Here is a 17,156-nt window from a genome sequence, read left to right on the forward strand (position 1 = left end):
GATGCCGACAAAGTGAATATTCTTGACGCGATGCTTCATGGTGTTACCAGCCCTTCCAGCACGCGCGCGATCGCCTCGTTGGCGTCGCGCCGGCCTTGTTCGTACGCCGCCTGCGCCATTTCATGGCATGCAGCGCGGTCCAGTTTCTGCAGCAAACCCGCCAGCGCGTCGGCCGTGAGTTCGCGTTGCGGCAGGTGAATCGCCGCGCGGTTCTCCGCCATCCATTTGGCGTTGTCGATCTGGTGCGAGGTGGTCGACACCGCCAGCGGCACCAGCACGCTCGCCACGCCGGCCGCCGTCAGTTCCGACACCGTGATGGCGCCGGCGCGGCAGATCACCAGGTCAGCCTCGGCATAGCGGCGCGGCATGTCGTCGATGAAGTCGACCACTTCGGCCCGCACCCCGGCCTGCTCATACGCGGCACGCAAAGCGGCGATATGCTGCTTGCCCGACTGGTGCGTGACCTGCGGACGCTGCTCCGGCGGCAACTTGGCCAGCGCGGCCGGCACGTTGTCGTTCAACACCTTGGCGCCCAGGCTGCCGCCCACCACCAGGATCTTCAGCGGGCCGCTGTGGCTGGCGTAACGCTCGGCCGGCCGCGGCAGCGCGATGATTTCCTTGCGCACCGGGTTGCCGGTGACCTCGGCCTTGCCGGCGGCGCGGCCGAAGTCGGCCGGGAAGCCAAACAGCACGCGGTCGGCCAGGGGCGTGAGCGTCTTGTTCGACAGCAGCAGCGCCGCATCGGCATTGACCAACACCAGCGGCTTGCCGCGCAGGCGCGCCATGGCGCCGCCCGGCACCGTCACATAACCGCCCATGCCCAGCACCACGTCCGGACGGCGGCGGCCGAGGATGGCGAAGCAGCTGAAGAAGCTGGCCGCCATGCGCCACGCGCCCTTGACCGTATGCATCAGCCCCTTGCCGCGCAGGCCGGCGAACACGATGGTGTCCATCTCGACGCCGTGGCGCGGCACCAGGTCGCGCTCCATGCCGTGCGAGGTGCCCAGCCAGCTCACCTGCCAGCCGCGCGCGCGCATGGTGTCGGCGATCGCCAGTCCCGGGAAGATATGGCCGCCGGTGCCGGCCGCCATGATCAGCAGTCTGCGGGGCGTGCTCATAAGCGCCCTCCCCGCATCAGCACCCGGTTCTCGTAATCGATGCGCAACAGGATCGCCAGGCCCACGCAGTTCAGCAGCACGCCCGAACCGCCGTAACTCATCAGCGGCAATGTCAGGCCCTTGGTCGGCAACAGGCCCAGGTTCACGCCCATGTTGATGAAAGCCTGCACGCCCAGCCAGATGCCGATGCCCTTGGCCACCAGGCCGGCGAACGTCAGGTCCAGCGCGATGGCCTGGCGGCCGATCTCGAAGGCATGCTTGACCAGCCAGTAGAACAGCAGCACCACCACCAGCACGCCGGCGAAACCGAGTTCCTCGCCGATCACCGCCAGCAGGAAGTCGGTATGCGCTTCCGGCAGGTAATGCAGTTTCTCCACGCTGCTGCCCAGGCCCACGCCGAACAGCTCGCCGCGGCCGAAGGCGATCAGCGAATGCGACAGCTGGTAAGCCTTGCCCAGCGCGTTTTCTTCTTCCCACGGATTGAGGTAGGCGAAGATGCGCTCGCGCCGCCACGGCGAAGTCACGATCACCAGGGTAAACACGCCGCCCAGCATGGCGCTGATGCCGCCGAACCAAACGCCGTTGATGCCGCCCAAAAACAGGATGCCCATGGCGATGCAAACGATCACGCCGAAGGCGCCCAGGTCGGGCTCCAGCAGCAGCAGCAGGCCGACGAAACCGACGGCGGCGGCCATCGGCACGAAACCCTTGACCAGCTTGTGCATCACCGCCTGCTTGCGCACCGTGTAATCGGCCGCATACAGCACGATGAACAGCTTCATCAGTTCGGATGGCTGCAAGTTGAACACCTTGAACGACAACCAGCGCTTGGCGCCGTTGACGCCCTTGCCCACGCCCGGAACCAGCACCAGCACCAGCAGGATCAGGGTGCCGGCGAACAGGTACGGCGCCCATTTCTGCCAGGTCTCGATGCGCACGCGGAACGCCAGCGCGCCGGCCACCAGCGAGATCACGATGAAGATCGCCTGGCGCACCAGGAAGTGGTAATTCGAATAGGCGGCGTACTTGGGCGAATCGGGCAGCGCCACCGAGGCCGAATACACCATCACCATGCCGAACAGCATCAGCAGCAGCACTACCCAGATCAGCGGCTGGTCGTACTCCATCATGCGCGAGCGCTGCTCAAAGCCGACGCTGCCGCCACGTACGCCAATGCCGCCCGCGCCGCCCTTGAGGCGGCCGGCGGCAGCCGGCGCAGCTTCCTTCACGCTGCCCAGCCATCCACGCAGTGATGACAGTCCGAGCTTCATGCGATCACCTCGCCGCGCGACAGCGCCAGTTCACGCACCGAGTCCACGAAGACTTCGGCCCGGTGCGCGTAGTTGCGGAACATATCCAGGCTGGCGCAGGCCGGCGAGAGCAGGACGATCTCGCCCGCGCGCGCCATATCGCCCGCCTTTTGCACAGCCTCTTCCAGGGTCGCGCAATCGATCAATTCGACGCCGGTGTCGGCCAGCGCCACGCGCACGGCCGGGCCGTCGCGCCCGATCAGGAACACTGCGCGGCCGTATTTCTCCACCGGCAGCGCCAGCGGCGAGAAATCCTGGCCCTTGCCGTCGCCGCCGGCGATCAACAGGATGCGATTGGGGCGGCCGCCCAGGCCCAGCCCGTTCAAGGCCGCCACCGTGGCGCCGACGTTGGTGCCCTTGCTGTCGTCGTAATACTCGACCTCCTGCACCACCGCCACCAGTTCCACCCGATGCGGTTCGCCCGTGTAGTCGTGCAAGCCATGCAACAGCGGCGCCATCGGCAAATCGACGGCGCGGCACAGGGCCAGCGCGGCCAGCGCATTCATCGCATTGTGCGCGCCGCGGATCTTGAGCGCGTCGGCCGGCATCAGGCGCTTGACCGTCACCGGCGGCGGCGCCAGTTCCTTTTGCTTGCGGCGGCGCTTGCCTTCCGGCTGCTCGTCGTCTTCATGCACGAAGGCATTGGCCAGCCACAGCATGCCGTTGTCGTTGATCAGCCCGAAGCTGTCCGGCGCGGACGGCTCATCCAGCCCAAATGAAGAAACCGGCGCGCCGGCCTCGGCCATCTGCATCACCAGCGCATCGTCGCGGTTGAGCACGCGCACGGTGTGCGCACCGAAGATGCGCGCCTTGTCGGCGGCATAGGCCTGCATGCTGCCGTGCCAGTCGAGATGGTCTTGCGTGAGGTTGAGCACGGTGGCGGCATCGGCCTGCAGGCTGTGCGTGGTATGCAGCTGGAAGCTAGACAGCTCCAGCACCCAGGCCTGCGGCATCGAGCCGCGGTAGGTCGGTTCCGGCGGCGGAGGCGGCGGCACTTCGGCCAGCGCATGCTCTTCGGCCGTGCGCGACACCGCCATGAAATCGTCCAGGTTCATCGCCTCGGCCGCATTGCCGCCGGCATCTGTTTGCCAGCCGGCGTCTGCGGATTGTCCGGCATTGGCGGCTTCCGACGACAGGTGCTCGACGCCCGCGCCGATTTCGGTGGCGGGCGTATCCTGTTCTTCGTGCAGCGCTTGTGCGGCAGCCGGTTCAGGCGCATCCGACTGCCCATCCTGCGGCAGCATGTCCATGTCCATTTGCGCATCGTTGGCGGCCGGCGACGCTGCTTCCGGAGTTGCTTCTGAAGCCGGAGCCGGAGCCGGGGCCGAGCTGGCCGCAGCGTCTTCGATGCGCGCCTCGGCCTGCTTGCGCCGGGCAGCTTCGGCAGCCTCTGCCTCTTCCTGAGCAGCCACCTCGGCCAACTCGGCCTGCCGTGCCGCTTCGGCGGCGGCGATGGCATCCTGCTCAGCCAGTTCGGCCAGGAATACCTTGTCCTTGATCACCGCTTCGCGCAGCACGTCCAGCGCGGCCGGGCTGATATTGCCCGCCACCCGCACCGACAGGCCGGCGCGCTGGCACAGCATGCCGGTCAGGCTGGTCACGGTGGTCTTGCCGTTGGTGCCGGTGATGGCCAGCACCTTGGGCTTATACAGTGTTTCTTCGCGCAAGGCGGCCAGCGCCTGGGCGAACAATTCGATCTCGCCCCACAACGGCAGGCCGCGCTCGGCGATGGCCGGCATCAGCGGCGCCAGTTCGCCGTTCGGCGCCAGGCCGGGGCTGACGGCGACGAAATCCACGCCGTCCAGCAGTTCGGGCGACAACGGGCGGCCCAGCACGGCTTGGGCATCGGGCGCGTCGGCGCGCAGGGCGGCCAGGCGTTCGGCCAATGCCGCCTCCCCGCGCGTATCGGCCACGCGCACGCCGGCGCCGCAGTAGACCAGCCACCGCGCCATGGCCAGGCCGGACTCGCCGAGTCCGAGCACCAGTACGTGTTTGCCCGAGTAATTCATCGTTTGCTGCCCACTTCTTTCACTTCGATCTCATCGATCACTTCATTGAACCGCCAAGGGCGCCGTGCGCCCCATCTTCACTCCACTCAACGCAGCTTCAGCGTCGACAGGCCCACCAGCACCAGCATCATGGTGATGATCCAGAACCGCACCACCACCTGGGTTTCCTTCCAGCCCTTCTGTTCGTAGTGATGGTGCAACGGCGCCATCAGCAACACGCGGCGGCCGGCGCCGAAACGTTTCTTGGTGTACTTGAAATAGGCCACCTGGATCATCACCGACAGCGTTTCCACCACGAAGATGCCGCCCATGATGAACAGCACGATCTCCTGGCGCACGATCACGGCAATGGTGCCCAGCGCGCCGCCCAGCGCCAGCGCGCCGACGTCGCCCATGAACACCTGCGCCGGGTAAGCGTTGTACCAGAGGAAGGCCAGGCCGGCGCCGCCCATGGCGCCGCAGAAGATCAGCAATTCGCCGGCGCCGGGGATGTGCGGGATGAACAGGTATTTGGCGTAGTTGGCGCTGCCGGTCAGGTAGGCGAACAAGCCCAGCGCGGCGCCCACCAGCACGGTCGGCATGATGGCCAGGCCATCCAGGCCGTCGGTCAGGTTGACCGCGTTGCTGGTGCCGACGATGACGAAATAGGTCAGCGCGATGAAGCCCCACACGCCCAGCGGATAGCTCACGCTCTTGAAGAACGGCACAATCAGGTCGGCCTTGGGCGGCAGGTCCAGGCTGAAGCCGGACTGCACCCAGGCCACGAACAGTTCGAGCACCTTCATGTTGCTCACTTCGGACACCGAGAACGCCAGGTAGAACGCCGCCACCAGGCCGATCAGCGATTGCCAGAAATACTTTTCGCGCGAGCGCATGCCTTGCGGGTCGCGGTACACCACCTTGCGGTAGTCGTCGACCCAGCCGATGGCGCCGAAGCCAAGCGTGACGATCAGCACGATCCAGACGAAACGGTTGGACAGGTCGGCCCACAACAGGGTCGAGACGCCGATGCCGATCAGGATCAGCACGCCGCCCATGGTCGGGGTGCCGGACTTGATCAGGTGGGTCTGCGGGCCATCGGTGCGCACCGCCTGGCCGACCTTCATGCGCGTCAACATGCGGATCACCGCCGGACCGGCGATCATGCCGATCAGCAAGGCCGTCAGCGTAGCGAACACCGCGCGGAAAGTAATGAAACTGAACAGGCGCAAGAAGCCGAAATCCTGTTGAAAATTCTGAGCGAGCCAGACCAGCATGCTAATGGGCCTCCTGTTGATGTTGCGTGACGGATTCAACGTTGACCAGATGCTGTACAACTCGCTCCATCTTCATGAAGCGTGAACCTTTTACCAAAATGCTCGCGCCCAGTCCTTGCAGCGCGGCTTGATCGACCGCAGTATTGAGCGCATCGATGTCAGCGTAGTGCACGGCCTGCGCCGTCGCTTCGCCCGGTGTCTCCTGATATGCCTGCACCGCGTGGCGCATCAGTTCGCCCAGGCCGAACAGGCGGGCGATGCCGCGGCTCTTCGCATAGGCGCCGATCTCGCGGTGGAATTGCGGCCCCTGGTCGCCGACCTCGCCCATGTCGCCCAGCACCAGCACGCGCGGCCCGTCGATGCCGGCCAGCACATCGATGGCGGCGCGCACCGAATCCGGATTGGCGTTGTAGGTGTCGTCGATCACCAGCGCGCCGCTTTTGGCAGTCTTGCGCTGCAGGCGCCCGTTGACGGGAGCGAAGCTTTCCAGCCCGCGCGCCACGGCATCCACCGGGATGCCCGCACCCAGCGCGCAAGCCGCCGCCGCCAGCGCGTTGCGCACATTGTGTTCGCCGACCGCGGCCAGCTCCACCTTGAAGTGCGCCGGCGCCGCCGCGATGTCCTTGACCGTCACCTGCAGCGTGCTGCCGAAGGCGCTGGGTTGGTAGACGGCGCCGACATCGGCGGTCTGGCTCAAGCCGAAGGTCAGCACGCGACGGGCGCCGGCTTCTTCGCGCCACAGCGGCGTGAAATCGTCGTCGGCCGGGAACACCGCCACGCCGTCGGCCGGCAAATGGCGGATCACCGCGCCGTTCTCGCGCGCCACGGCCTCGACCGTGGCCATGAATTCCTGGTGCTCGCGCTGGGCGTTGTTGACCAGGCCCAGCGTCGGTTGCGCGATGCGCGACAAGACGGCGATCTCGCCCGGATGGTTCATCCCCATCTCGATGACGGCCGCGCGATGCGGCGGCGCCAGGCGGAACAGCGTCAGCGGCACGCCGACCTCGTTGTTGAAGTTGCCGCGCGTAGCCAGGTAGCCGTCCTCGCCAAAGGCGGCGGCCAGGATGGAGGCGATCATTTCCTTGACCGTGGTCTTGCCGTTGCTGCCGGTCACGCCGATCACCGGCACCTTATACAAGGAACGCCAGCCGTGGGCGATCTGGCCCAGCGCCGCGCGCGTATCCGGAACCACGATGGCCGGCACCGACAAACCCGGCGGCACGCGCTCGACCACCACGGCGGCGGCGCCTTGCGCGACCACGGCATCGAGGAAATCATGGGCGTCGAAACGCTCGCCGCGCAGCGCGACGAACACGTTGCCGGGCTTGACCGCGCGGCTGTCGGTGACCACGTCGTTGAGTTCCAGCGCGCCGGCCGGGGCATTGGCCACTGCCGGCACATGGTGCGCGGAAGCGGCCGCCTCGGCGGCGCGGATCCACTCCAGCATCTGATTGAATGCGAACCGCATCATGCGCCCCCCATCATGGTCGAGCGCGCAGCCAGCGCCAGCGCGACATGGTCGGCATCGAGGAAGGGCAGCTTCTTGCCGGCGATTTCCTGGTAGGTCTCATGGCCCTTGCCGGCCAGCAGCACCACGTCGGCCTTGGTGGCATGGCGGATCGCCCACAGGATGGCGCCGGCGCGGTCTTCCAGGATCACCGGCTCGATACGGCTGATGCCGGCGCGAATCTGGTCGATGATGGCCTTGGGATCCTCGCTGCGCGGGTTGTCGCTGGTCAGCACCACATGGTCGGCCTGCTCGGATATCTGGCCCATCTGCGGGCGCTTGCCCGGATCGCGGTCGCCGCCGCAGCCGAACACGCACCACAGCTGGCCGCCGCGCTGGATCGCCACTTGGCGCAACGTGGCCAGGGTCTTGTCGAGCGCGTCGGGCGTGTGTGCGTAGTCGATCACGATCAGCGGCACATCCGGCCCGCCGAACTGCTGCATGCGCCCGGGAGCGGCGCTCAGGGCGCCGGCGGCCGCGACTGCGGCATCCCAGGCCAGGCCCTTGGCCAGCAACACGCCCATGATGCCCAGCACATTGCTGACATTGAATCGCCCCACCAGTTGGGTCTTGACCTGGCCGCTGCCGAATGGCGAATCGACCTGGAACACGGTGCCGGCATGGCTGCTGCGGATGCCGCTGGCGCGCAGCACAGGAACCCCCGCGACCGGTCCGTGAATGCTGTCTTCCAGCGCATAGCCGATCAGCGCAACCTGGCGCGCCTGCACCAGTGGCACCAGGCGCACGCCCATCGGATCGTCGAGGTTGACCACCGCATGCCTGAGCCCATCCCATTCGAACAGCTTGCGCTTGGCGGCTTCATAGGACGCCATGTCGCCGTGGTAGTCGAGATGGTCGCGGGTGAAATTGGTAAACAGCGCCACATCCACGTGCATGCCGTTCATGCGGCCCTGCGCCAGGCCGATCGAGGAGGCTTCGATGGCCAGGGCGCCGACCTTGGCCTTGGCCAGGATCGCCAGATTACGCTGCAACAGCACCGCGTCCGGCGTGGTGTAGCCGGTGACATCGAACGCCTGGGCGCGGCCGCCGAGGAAGGTGCCCACGCCCAGGGTGCCGACCACGCCCGCCAGGCCCGCGCCGGGCAGGCGCGACAAGGCAGAGCCCAGCCACCAGGCGCAGGAAGTCTTGCCGTTGGTGCCGGTGACGGCCGCGATGAACATGTCCTGGTCCGGATGGCCGTACCAGTCGGCGGCGATGTCGCCGGCCAATGCCTTGAGATCGTCGACCGCCAGGCCCGGCACGCCGAGATGCTGCGGCCAGGCGAAGCCGGCCGCTTCATAGACCACGGCAGCGGCGCCGCGCTCGACCGCATCCTCTATATAAGAGCGGCCGTCGGCATCGCCCACGTAGGCGAAGAACACGTCGCCCGGCGCCACCCGGCGCGAGTCCGCGGTCAGTTGCGCATCGGCGGCAATGGCCGCGTCCGAGCGCAGCCAGTTGACGATGTTCTTGATGTCGGGCGCTTGCGGGGCCATTACATGCTCTCCTCAAGCGGTTCTTTGGGGATGATGATGTTGGTCACGCTGGAGTCCGGCGCCACATTGAGCGCGCGCAGCGCATTGGCGGCCACGTTGGCGAACACCGGGCCTGCCACCGGGCCGCCGTAGTGCTGGCCCTGAGGTTCGTCGATCATCACCGAGATAATCAGGCGCGGATCGGACATGGGCGCAATGCCGGTGAACGAGGCCACGTACTTGCGCACGTACTTGCCGCCTTCGATCTTGTAGGCGGTGCCGGTCTTGCCGCCCACGCGATAGCCCGGCACCTGGGCCTGCGGCGCCGTGCCGCCGGGGGCGACCACGGTTTCCAGCATGCGGCGCATCTGCAGCGCGGTGTTTTCGGAGATCACGCGCTGGCCGATCGGCGAATCGTTCACCTTGGTAAACGACAGCGGGATGATGTCGCCGTTGCGGGCGAAGATCAGGTAGGCGTGGGCCAGCTGGATCAGCGACACCGAAATGCCGTGGCCGTAGCTCATCGTGGCCTGTTCGATCGGACGCCAGGATTTATAGGGACGCACGCGGCCGGCTACCGCACCGGGGAAGCCGAACTTAGGCTGCTGGCCGAAACCGACCGTGGTGAACATTTCCCACATCTCTTCCGGCGGCATTTGCAGCGCGATCTTGGCGGTGCCGATGTTGGACGATTTCTCGATGATCTGCGCCACCGTCAGCGGACCGTGGGCATGCGAGTCGCCGATGGTCGCAGTGCCGATGGTCATCTTACCGGGCGCGGTCTGGAACACCGTGGAGGGCGTGACGCGCTTGGTATCGAGCGCCAGCGCCACGGTGAACGGCTTGAGGGTCGAGCCCGGCTCGAAGGTGTCGGTGACGACGCGGTTGCGCAACTGCGCGCCGGTCAGCACCGAGCGGTCATTTGGATTGTAGGTCGGCATGTTGGCCAATGCCAGCACTTCTCCGGTCTTGGCATCGACCACGATGATGCCGCCGGCCTTGGCCTTGAACTTGTCGACCGCTTCCTTCAGTTGGGTGAAGGCGATGTACTGGATCTTGCTGTCGATGGACAAGGTCAGGTCGCGGCCGTCGTGCGGATCGCGGATGGACTCGATATCCTCCACGATGCGGCCCAGGCGGTCCTTGATGACGCGGCGGCTGCCGGTCACGCCGGCCAGCGTCTTCTGGGCGGCCAGCTCCATGCCGTCCTGGCCGGCGTCTTCGATGTTGGTGAAGCCCACCACGTGCGCCATCACCTCGCCCTCGGGGTAGAAGCGCTTGTATTCCTTGCGGGTCTCGATGCCGGGAATGCCGAGCTTGACGATCTTGTCGGACGTGTCCTGCTCCACCTGGCGCTTGAGGTAGACGAAGCTGCGGTCGGAATCGAGCTTCTTGCGCAGGTCGGCGTCGCTCATCTCCAGCAGCCTGGCCAGTTCGCGCAGCTTGTCCTTGGGCGCGGCCTGCACGTCTTCGGGAATGGCCCAGATCGCCTTGACCGGCACCGACGAGGCCAGCACCTGGCCGTTGCGGTCGGTGATCTTGCCGCGCGTGGCCGGCAACTCCAGCGTGCGCGCGTAGCGCGACGCGCCCTGCTTTTGCAGGAAATCGGTCGATACGCCCTGCAGCCACAGCGCGCGCGCCGCCAGCGCCGCGAAGGCGACAAACAGCACGAACAGCACGAAGCGCGACCGCCAGGCCGGCAGCTTCACCTGCAGGATCGGATTGGAAGAAAACGCCACCCCCTTGGAGGCGGCCACACGGCCGCCGGAGAGCGTGGTGCGCGGGGGCATGCGGGTCATTTGCCCCCCACGGTGAGGTATTGGGTACGGGCCGGCGTCAGCGGCACCATGCCGAGGTCGCGCCGGGCCAGCTCTTCAATGCGGGCATTCTTGCCCAGCGTGGACTGGTCCAACTGCAACTGCGCCCAATCGACATCGAGCTGGCGCGACGCCGTTTGCGCGCGTTCCAGCTCGATGAACAGGCTGCGCGCCTTGTATTGGGAGCTGACCACCGACAGGGCGCACCCCACCAGCATGACGGTCAGGAGAATGCACAGGCGCCCGGTCATGGCTGGGCTCCTGCGGCTTCAAGGCGCTCGATGCTGCGCATCACGGCCGAACGGGCGCGCGGATTGGCCGTCACTTCGGCATCGCCCGGCTTGACGCGCCCCAACAGGCGCGCCGCCGGGCGCGGCAGGTCGGCCGCGCGGATCGGCAGGCGGCGGTCAGGCTGCGGCGCATGGGCTTTGGATGCCATGAACTGCTTGACGATGCGATCTTCCAGCGAGTGAAAGCTGATCACAACCAATCTCCCGTGCTGCGCCATCTGCCGAAACGCCTTTTCCAGCCCTATTTCGAGTTCTTCAAGCTCTTGATTGACGAAAATCCGTACAGCCTGAAAGGTACGAGTGGCCGGGTCTTTGCCTTTCTCGCGGGTTTTGACGGCTTGTGCCACGAGCGCGGCAAGCTGTCGTGTGCTTGAAATTGGCTCGACTGCCCGGCGAGCAACAATCTTCTTTGCAATCTGAAGAGCAAACCGTTCTTCCCCATAATCTCGTATCACCTTTGCAATCGTCTGTTCGTCCGCCGTTGCCAGCCAATCCGCTGCCGACACGCCGCGCGTGGTATCCATGCGCATGTCCAGCGGGCCATCCAAGCGAAAACTGAAGCCGCGCGCGGCGTCATCCACCTGCGGCGACGAAATGCCCAAATCCATCAATACCCCGTCGACCTGCGCGATGCCGCGTGCGGCAAGCGCCTCGTCCAGCGTGGCGAAACTGTCGTGCACGATCTCGAACCGCGGATCGGCAATCTGCTGCGCCGTGGCGATGGCCAACGGGTCCTTGTCAAATGCGATCAGCCTGCCGCGCGCGCCCAGCCTGGCCAGGATGGCGCGGCTGTGGCCGCCGCGCCCGAACGTGCCGTCCAGATACACGCCGTCGGCGCGTTCGCCGGCGATCGCCAGCGCATCGACCGCTTCTTCCAACAGCACGGTGCGGTGCTGCAGCTCGGGCACCGGTTGCAATGTCATCGTGCCTGCCGTCAGAAGGAAAAATCGTTCAACACATCGGGCATGCCCGCTGCGACCGCGGCCGATTCGCTCTCGGCCAGCTTGGCGGCATCCCAGATTTCAAAATGGCTGCCCATGCCCAGCAGCATCACGTCGCGCTGCAGGCCGACCGCGGCGCGCAACTCCGGCGCGACCAGGATGCGGCCGGCGGTGTCGAGCTCGACGTCGGAAGCATTGCCCAGGAAGATGCGCTGCCAGGCGCGGGCCGACATCGGCCAGGCGGCGATCTGTTCGCGATGCGCTTCCCAGGTCGGACGCGGGAAAAACAGCAGGCAGCCGTGCGGATGGCGGGTCAGCGTGGCGCGCCCTTCGCACTGCACCATCAGGGCGTCACGATGCCTGGCCGGAATGGTCATCCGTCCTTTGGCATCGAGATTGAGTGCTGACGCGCCCTGAAACACTGTGTTGGTCCTGTTCGCCGCGGCGAGTGAAATAGCTGATCGGGTGTTTTGAGACAGGAGTCGAATGCAAATAAATTCGCAAAATCTCCCACAAAAAAACACTTTTTGACACTGCCGCCCACTTTAGAGGATGCACTAATACAGGTCAAGCGGTATACCAGGGAAAAAACCGGGATTTTGCTAATAAAGTCAAAGACTTAGCGCACTTCCTTAAAACACCGTTTAAGGAAGTTTCCCGAGAAAAATGAAGGACTTAGGATTTACATTGAATGTGCAACCTGAGATATACACATGTGTTTATCGACAAGATTGCGTAACGACGCGGATTTGCGCGCGATGACCGGGCCGCCGGCAGCGGATTGGAGCAACCCGGAACGCACCGCTTCGGCGAACGGATGCCGGGATGGATTTTGCGAGCAATGGAAAAATCGGAATTGATTTTGTGCGGGCGCTTTAGTTCTCGAAATTCCATCAGCACCATTTTTTATTTTGACTAAAGCGCTGCGCTACTTTTACTATCCACGGTTTTGGAGATATCGAGCGAAGACAGTTTTTTACAAAGCGGTTTGAATGCATCGATATTTTTCAATCGAGGGCGATCCGCGCAAGTCAAATCGGCTCAAACGCAGATAGGGCTTGCTGATTCGCCGTATTACAGTGCTAAAATCTCGGCACCTTAACAGTGAAAGGAATTTTAAAGTGAACAAATCTGAATTGGTTGACGTTATCGCCGCCGACACCGAAATCTCCAAGGCTGCTGCCCAGCGCGCGCTGGACTCCGTCATCGAGAACATCATCAAGGCCGTTACCAAGGGCGATACAGTGCAATTGGTTGGTTTTGGTTCTTTCTCGACTGGCAAGCGCGCAGCGCGTACCGGCCGTAACCCGCAAACCGGCGAAGAGATCAAGATCGCCGCAGCGACCACGGTCAAGTTCTCGGCTGGCAAGGCTTTCAAAGAAGCCGTGAACAAGAAGAAGAAATAATTCCCGAATTTGAATGCCATGAACCTGGTTCATGGCATTCAAATGGCATGCTGCGACACCCCCGCCGCACCCCCGCCGCACCGAAGCCCCGCGCGTCACCGACCTGTACGCCTGTAGCGCACCATCCGCGCCACAAGCCGTTGCACAACAAGGAAAGCACAGCCGCCGTCCCGCGCGCCAAGCACAGCGCATCCATCCGGCAAAAGACCGATCTTGCGGTTGCCTTTGTCCCGCCATCGTCCCTACAATCGATTCGCACCGCCAATCCAGGCAAGCCATGCCGGCGCCGCCGGACACTCCACAGGAAGTTCTGCCATGACCACACCCGCGCAACGCCCTCTACCTCCCTTCACGCGCGACACCGCCATCCAGAAAGCGCGTGCGGCCGAAGACGCCTGGAATTCCTGCGACCCGCAACGGGTGTCGCTGGCCTACACCGAAGACAGCCGCTGGCGCAACCGCGCCGACTTCGTCAACGGACGGGCCGAGATCATCGCCTTCCTCACGAAGAAATGGACGCGTGAACAGCAATACCGGCTGATCAAGGAAGTCTGGGCCCATGAAGGCAACCGCATCGCCGTACGCTTCGCCTACGAATGGCATGACGACTCGGGCAACTGGTTCCGTTCCTATGGCAACGAGAACTGGGAATTCGACGAGAACGGCCTGATGCGCATCCGCCACGCCTCGATCAACGACCTGCCGATCGCCGCCGCCGAGCGCAAGTTCCACTGGGATCGCTCCGCCCCGCGCCCGGCCGGCCATCCCGGCCTGTCCGAGCTGGGTCTCTGAGGGCGGCGGCGCCGCCTTTCCAAAGCAAAAACGCCGTTGCACCGGACCCGGCGCAACGGCGTTCTTCTTTCGACGCTCTCCGCCCGAACGGCTCAGGCGCCAAGGTCGGCCAGCGGATGCGTCTCCTTGCTCCACGGATCGTCGAAGAAACCCTCGACCCAGGCCGGCGTCGCCTCGGCCAGCGTGGCCGGTTGCCATGCCGGCTTCTGGTCCTTCTCGATGATCAGCGCGCGCACGCCTTCGACAAAATCCGGCCGCGTCGCGCAATGCAGCGAAACCACGAACTCCAGCCGGAATACCTCGGCCAGCGACAGGTGGCGTACCCGCTTTTGCAGCGCATACCCCAGCCAGGCCGAACCGGGCGCGCCGGCGCGCAGGGTGGCGATGGCCTTTTGCAGCCAGGCGTCGTCGGTCTGGATCGCCAGGATGGCATAGACGATCTCGGGCAGCGTCGGCTTGCGGCACAGCGCTTCGATCCGGTCGAAATGGCTGCGCAGGTTGGACGGCGCGAAGGCGATGGCCTCATCGCCCAACGAGGCGGCCTGCGCCTCGGCCAGCGTGCGGTCCAGCAGCTCGGCGTCGTCGCCGCTGCCCCACGGCTGCGCCAGCAGCGCATCGAACACGGACTGCTTGCCGGCTTGCGCGATACGGTAATCGGCCAGGCCGGCGAACACCGCGTCGCTGGCATTGAGCAAGGCGCCGGTCAGCGCCAGGAACACGCCGGTCTTGCCCGGCATGCGCGACAGGAACCAGCTGCCGCCCACGTCCGGATACAGGCCGATGGTGATCTCCGGCATCGCCAGGCGCGACTTCTCGGTCGCCACCCGATGGCTGCAGCCGGCCATGAGGCCGATGCCGCCGCCCATGACGATACCGTGGCCCCAGCACAGGATGGGCTTGTCGAACGTGTGGATCAGGTAATCCAGGCGATATTCATGCTCGAAGAATTCGGCGGCATAGCGGTTGCCGCGGATGTCGCCGCGCTCGGGCGAGGCATGGTGCTCGCGCATGGTGCGGTACAGCTGCTGCAAGTCGCCGCCGGCGCAGAAGGCCTTTTCGCCCTGCGCCTGCAGGATCACCAGCGCCACCCCGGGGTCGGCCTGCCATTGGCGCAGCTGCGGCGTGAGCAGGTTCACCATCTCCAGCGAAATGGCGTGCAGGGTCTTTTCGGAAGCCAGCGTGGCTACGCCGATGCGGCGGCCGTTCTGCGTGGCCAGTTCTTCAAACAAAACCGGTTGGGTCATGAGGGATCCTGACGTGTCTCGCGCGGAACCCGCAGTCTCTTCACGGGCCGCAGTGTTGTTATTGGGAGCTGCCGTTGCAACCCCTTCCGACGTGGCGCCGGAAGGGATCCGGAAATCAATGAAGCAGACCGGTAGGCCGGATTCTGTTACGGCGGTTGCCCGCTATGACAGCCATTCCTCTAGGCGCCGGATTGCTCCGGCGCTCAAGCTTTCTACCCGCACGCTCCGCGAGCCGCATCACCGCGTGCCTATTTGAAATTGCTCCGAGTGGAGGTTACCGCGTTTCACCGTAACTTAATACGCTCGTCTCTGTGGCCCTGTTCCTCGCCTTATACCGGCTTGCGCCGGCTTTCGGCGGACGGCCGTTAACCGTCACCCTGCTCTGTGGAGTCCGGACCTTCCTCCCGCCGCGCCCTTGCGGACGCGGCCAGCGGCTGTCTGGTCTGCATCGGCCGCTATTGTAACGCAGCACGGGCCCGGCGCCGCGGGCGCCGCCCGCAAAACCGTTTTGCACGCGCGCACAAGACCGGCCTGTGCGGCCGCCGCGGCATGCGCGCCGGCGATCATGCCGATTATGCATATGACACTGTCATCGAATCTTCGTATAGTTGCCCTCTATGATGCCGGGTAGCGGCAGACGCACTCCTCCCGCCAGGGATATCCGCAACCAACTCCGAACAATCAACAACACCATGCATATCTGCGTATTGGGCGCCGGCGTAATCGGCGTCACCACCGCCTACCGCCTGCTGCAAGACGGCCATCAGGTCACCCTGGTCGACGGCCGCGCACATCCCGGCGACGGCACCAGCCTGGGCAACGGCGCGCAACTGAGCTACTCCTACGTGGCGCCGCTGGCCGATCCCTCGGTCTGGTCCAAGTGGGCCTACTACATGTTCAGCAGCGACTCCCCGCTGACCTTCAAACCCACGCTCGATCCGGCCCAGTACCGCTGGCTGTTCGAGTTCCTGCGCTGCTGCAACGCCGAGCGCGTGCGTCGCACCACCATCGAACTGCTGCAACTGGCCTTCTTCAGCCGCGACCAGCTCAAGCAATGGAATGCGCAACTGGACCTGCAATTCGACTACCAGACCTCCGGCAAGCTGGTGATGTACACCGACCATGCCGGCCTGGACAGCGCCCGCAAACAGGTCCGGTTCCAGTCGGAATTCGGCTGCCACCAGGAAGTGCTGGACGCGGCGCGCTGCATCGCCATCGAGCCGGCGCTGGGCAACTCCGCGCGCGACTGGGCCGGCGGCGTCTACACCCCCAGCGAAGAAAGCGGCGACTGCCCGCAGTTTTGCCGCGCCCTGGTGGCCTCGATGCAGGCCGACGCCAACTTCCGCTTCATCGGCAACGCCAGCGTCGCCAACGTGCGCACCGACGGCGGCGCCCTGCGCGCGGTGCAGGCCGGCGACGAATGGATCGAGGCCGACAGCTTCGTGCTGTGCTTCGGCCCCGAAAGCCCGGCCTTCGCGCGCCGCGTCGGCCTGTCGCTGCCGCTCTACCCGCTCAAGGGCTACAGCATCACCGTGCCGCTGCAGGATGCTGCCAGCCGCGACGCCGCGCCCCAGGTCTCGATCACCGACATCTCGCGCAAGATCGTCTACGCGCGCCTGGGCGACCGCCTGCGCGTGGCCGGCCGGGTCGAGCTGGTGGGCATGGAGCGTTCCATCCCCCAGCGCGCCATCGACGAACTCAAGCAAGGCGTGCGCGAACTGTTCCCGGCCTGCGCACTGGGCGAAGACGCCGCGCTGTCGCCATGGACCGGCTTCCGGCCCGCCACCCCCAGCGGCGTGCCGGTGGTCGGCCCCTCGCCGGTCAAGAACCTCTATCTCAACATCGGCCAGGGCGCGCTGGGCTGGACGCTGGCCTGCGGCAGCGCCGCACTGCTGGCCGACCAGATCGCCGGACGCAAGCCGGCGATCGACCCCGCGCCGTTCCGCTTCGCAGGCTGAAGAAGTTTCACGCCCGCCTGAGAAGCTTTCACC

General features: G+C 65.4%; 14 protein-coding genes and 1 other RNA gene. 3 read left to right on the forward strand and 12 right to left on the reverse strand.

The features are described 5' to 3' along the window. Positions 1-35: 35 nt before the first annotated feature. The 10 genes from murG to mraZ form a co-directional block, all read right to left on the reverse strand. Complete coding sequence (gene murG / locus FB597_RS09880; protein WP_144769438.1) at positions 36-1,118, reverse strand: undecaprenyldiphospho-muramoylpentapeptide beta-N-acetylglucosaminyltransferase; 1,083 nt, start codon at positions 1,116-1,118, stop codon at positions 36-38. Next, positions 1,115-2,389 carry a putative lipid II flippase FtsW gene (ftsW, locus tag FB597_RS09885; RefSeq protein ID WP_144769439.1) on the reverse strand — a complete coding sequence of 425 codons (1,275 nt, stop codon included), beginning with the start codon at positions 2,387-2,389 and terminating at the stop codon, positions 1,115-1,117. The genes murG and ftsW overlap by 4 nt, the downstream gene beginning before the upstream one ends. Then, a complete protein-coding gene (murD, locus tag FB597_RS09890; protein WP_144769440.1) occupies positions 2,386-4,437 on the reverse strand; it encodes a UDP-N-acetylmuramoyl-L-alanine--D-glutamate ligase in 2,052 nt (683 codons plus the stop codon). Before murD ends, ftsW begins: the two co-directional genes overlap by 4 nt. Before the next feature lie 86 nt (positions 4,438-4,523). Further along, positions 4,524-5,693 (reverse strand): phospho-N-acetylmuramoyl-pentapeptide-transferase, encoded by a 1,170-nt coding sequence (gene mraY, locus FB597_RS09895; protein ID WP_141914675.1) that lies wholly within the window; start codon positions 5,691-5,693, stop codon positions 4,524-4,526. Between the two features lies 1 nt (position 5,694). Then, the gene (gene murF / locus FB597_RS09900) at positions 5,695-7,164 is read right to left on the reverse strand and encodes a UDP-N-acetylmuramoyl-tripeptide--D-alanyl-D-alanine ligase (RefSeq protein WP_141914676.1); all 1,470 of its coding nucleotides are present in this window, start codon (positions 7,162-7,164) and stop codon (positions 5,695-5,697) included. Further along, positions 7,161-8,696 (reverse strand): UDP-N-acetylmuramoyl-L-alanyl-D-glutamate--2,6-diaminopimelate ligase, encoded by a 1,536-nt coding sequence (locus tag FB597_RS09905; protein WP_141914677.1) that lies wholly within the window; start codon positions 8,694-8,696, stop codon positions 7,161-7,163. The genes murF and FB597_RS09905 overlap by 4 nt, the downstream gene beginning before the upstream one ends. Next, positions 8,696-10,474, reverse strand: coding sequence for a penicillin-binding protein 2 (locus FB597_RS09910; protein WP_141914678.1), 1,779 nt, complete (start codon positions 10,472-10,474; stop codon positions 8,696-8,698). The genes FB597_RS09905 and FB597_RS09910 overlap by 1 nt, the downstream gene beginning before the upstream one ends. After that, entirely contained in the window at positions 10,471-10,743 is a 273-nt protein-coding gene (gene ftsL, locus FB597_RS09915; protein ID WP_141914679.1) for a cell division protein FtsL, read from the reverse strand. Before ftsL ends, FB597_RS09910 begins: the two co-directional genes overlap by 4 nt. Then, the gene (gene rsmH, locus FB597_RS09920; protein WP_141914680.1) at positions 10,740-11,705 is read right to left on the reverse strand and encodes a 16S rRNA (cytosine(1402)-N(4))-methyltransferase RsmH; all 966 of its coding nucleotides are present in this window, start codon (positions 11,703-11,705) and stop codon (positions 10,740-10,742) included. Before rsmH ends, ftsL begins: the two co-directional genes overlap by 4 nt. 11 nt (positions 11,706-11,716) lie before the next feature. Then, positions 11,717-12,145: a division/cell wall cluster transcriptional repressor MraZ gene (gene mraZ, locus FB597_RS09925; protein ID WP_141914681.1), complete on the reverse strand. Its 429-nt coding sequence runs from the start codon at positions 12,143-12,145 to the stop codon at positions 11,717-11,719. 699 nt (positions 12,146-12,844) lie between these two features. Between mraZ and FB597_RS09930 the strand changes: the two genes are divergently transcribed. Both FB597_RS09930 and FB597_RS09935 read left to right on the forward strand, forming a co-directional pair. Next, positions 12,845-13,129: an HU family DNA-binding protein gene (locus tag FB597_RS09930; protein ID WP_006465510.1), complete on the forward strand. Its 285-nt coding sequence runs from the start codon at positions 12,845-12,847 to the stop codon at positions 13,127-13,129. Positions 13,130-13,444: 315 nt separating this feature from the next. Then, entirely contained in the window at positions 13,445-13,921 is a 477-nt protein-coding gene (locus FB597_RS09935; RefSeq protein ID WP_141914682.1) for a nuclear transport factor 2 family protein, read from the forward strand. Positions 13,922-14,013: 92 nt separating this feature from the next. On the opposite strand, the gene FB597_RS09940 is transcribed toward FB597_RS09935, so the two are convergent. Beyond that, positions 14,014-15,165 (reverse strand): enoyl-CoA hydratase/isomerase family protein, encoded by a 1,152-nt coding sequence (locus tag FB597_RS09940; RefSeq protein ID WP_141914683.1) that lies wholly within the window; start codon positions 15,163-15,165, stop codon positions 14,014-14,016. Positions 15,166-15,281: 116 nt separating this feature from the next. After that, positions 15,282-15,615: RNase P RNA component class A (rnpB, locus tag FB597_RS09945), an RNA gene on the reverse strand. Between the two features lie 242 nt (positions 15,616-15,857). Between rnpB and FB597_RS09950 the strand changes: the two genes are divergently transcribed. Then, a complete protein-coding gene (locus FB597_RS09950) occupies positions 15,858-17,123 on the forward strand; it encodes a D-amino acid dehydrogenase (RefSeq protein WP_144769441.1) in 1,266 nt (421 codons plus the stop codon). Positions 17,124-17,156: the final 33 nt, after the last annotated feature.

Origin of the sequence: Herbaspirillum sp. SJZ099, from assembly GCF_007828355.1 — a bacterium.
Taxonomy (GTDB): Bacteria; Pseudomonadota; Gammaproteobacteria; order Burkholderiales; family Burkholderiaceae_D; genus Herbaspirillum.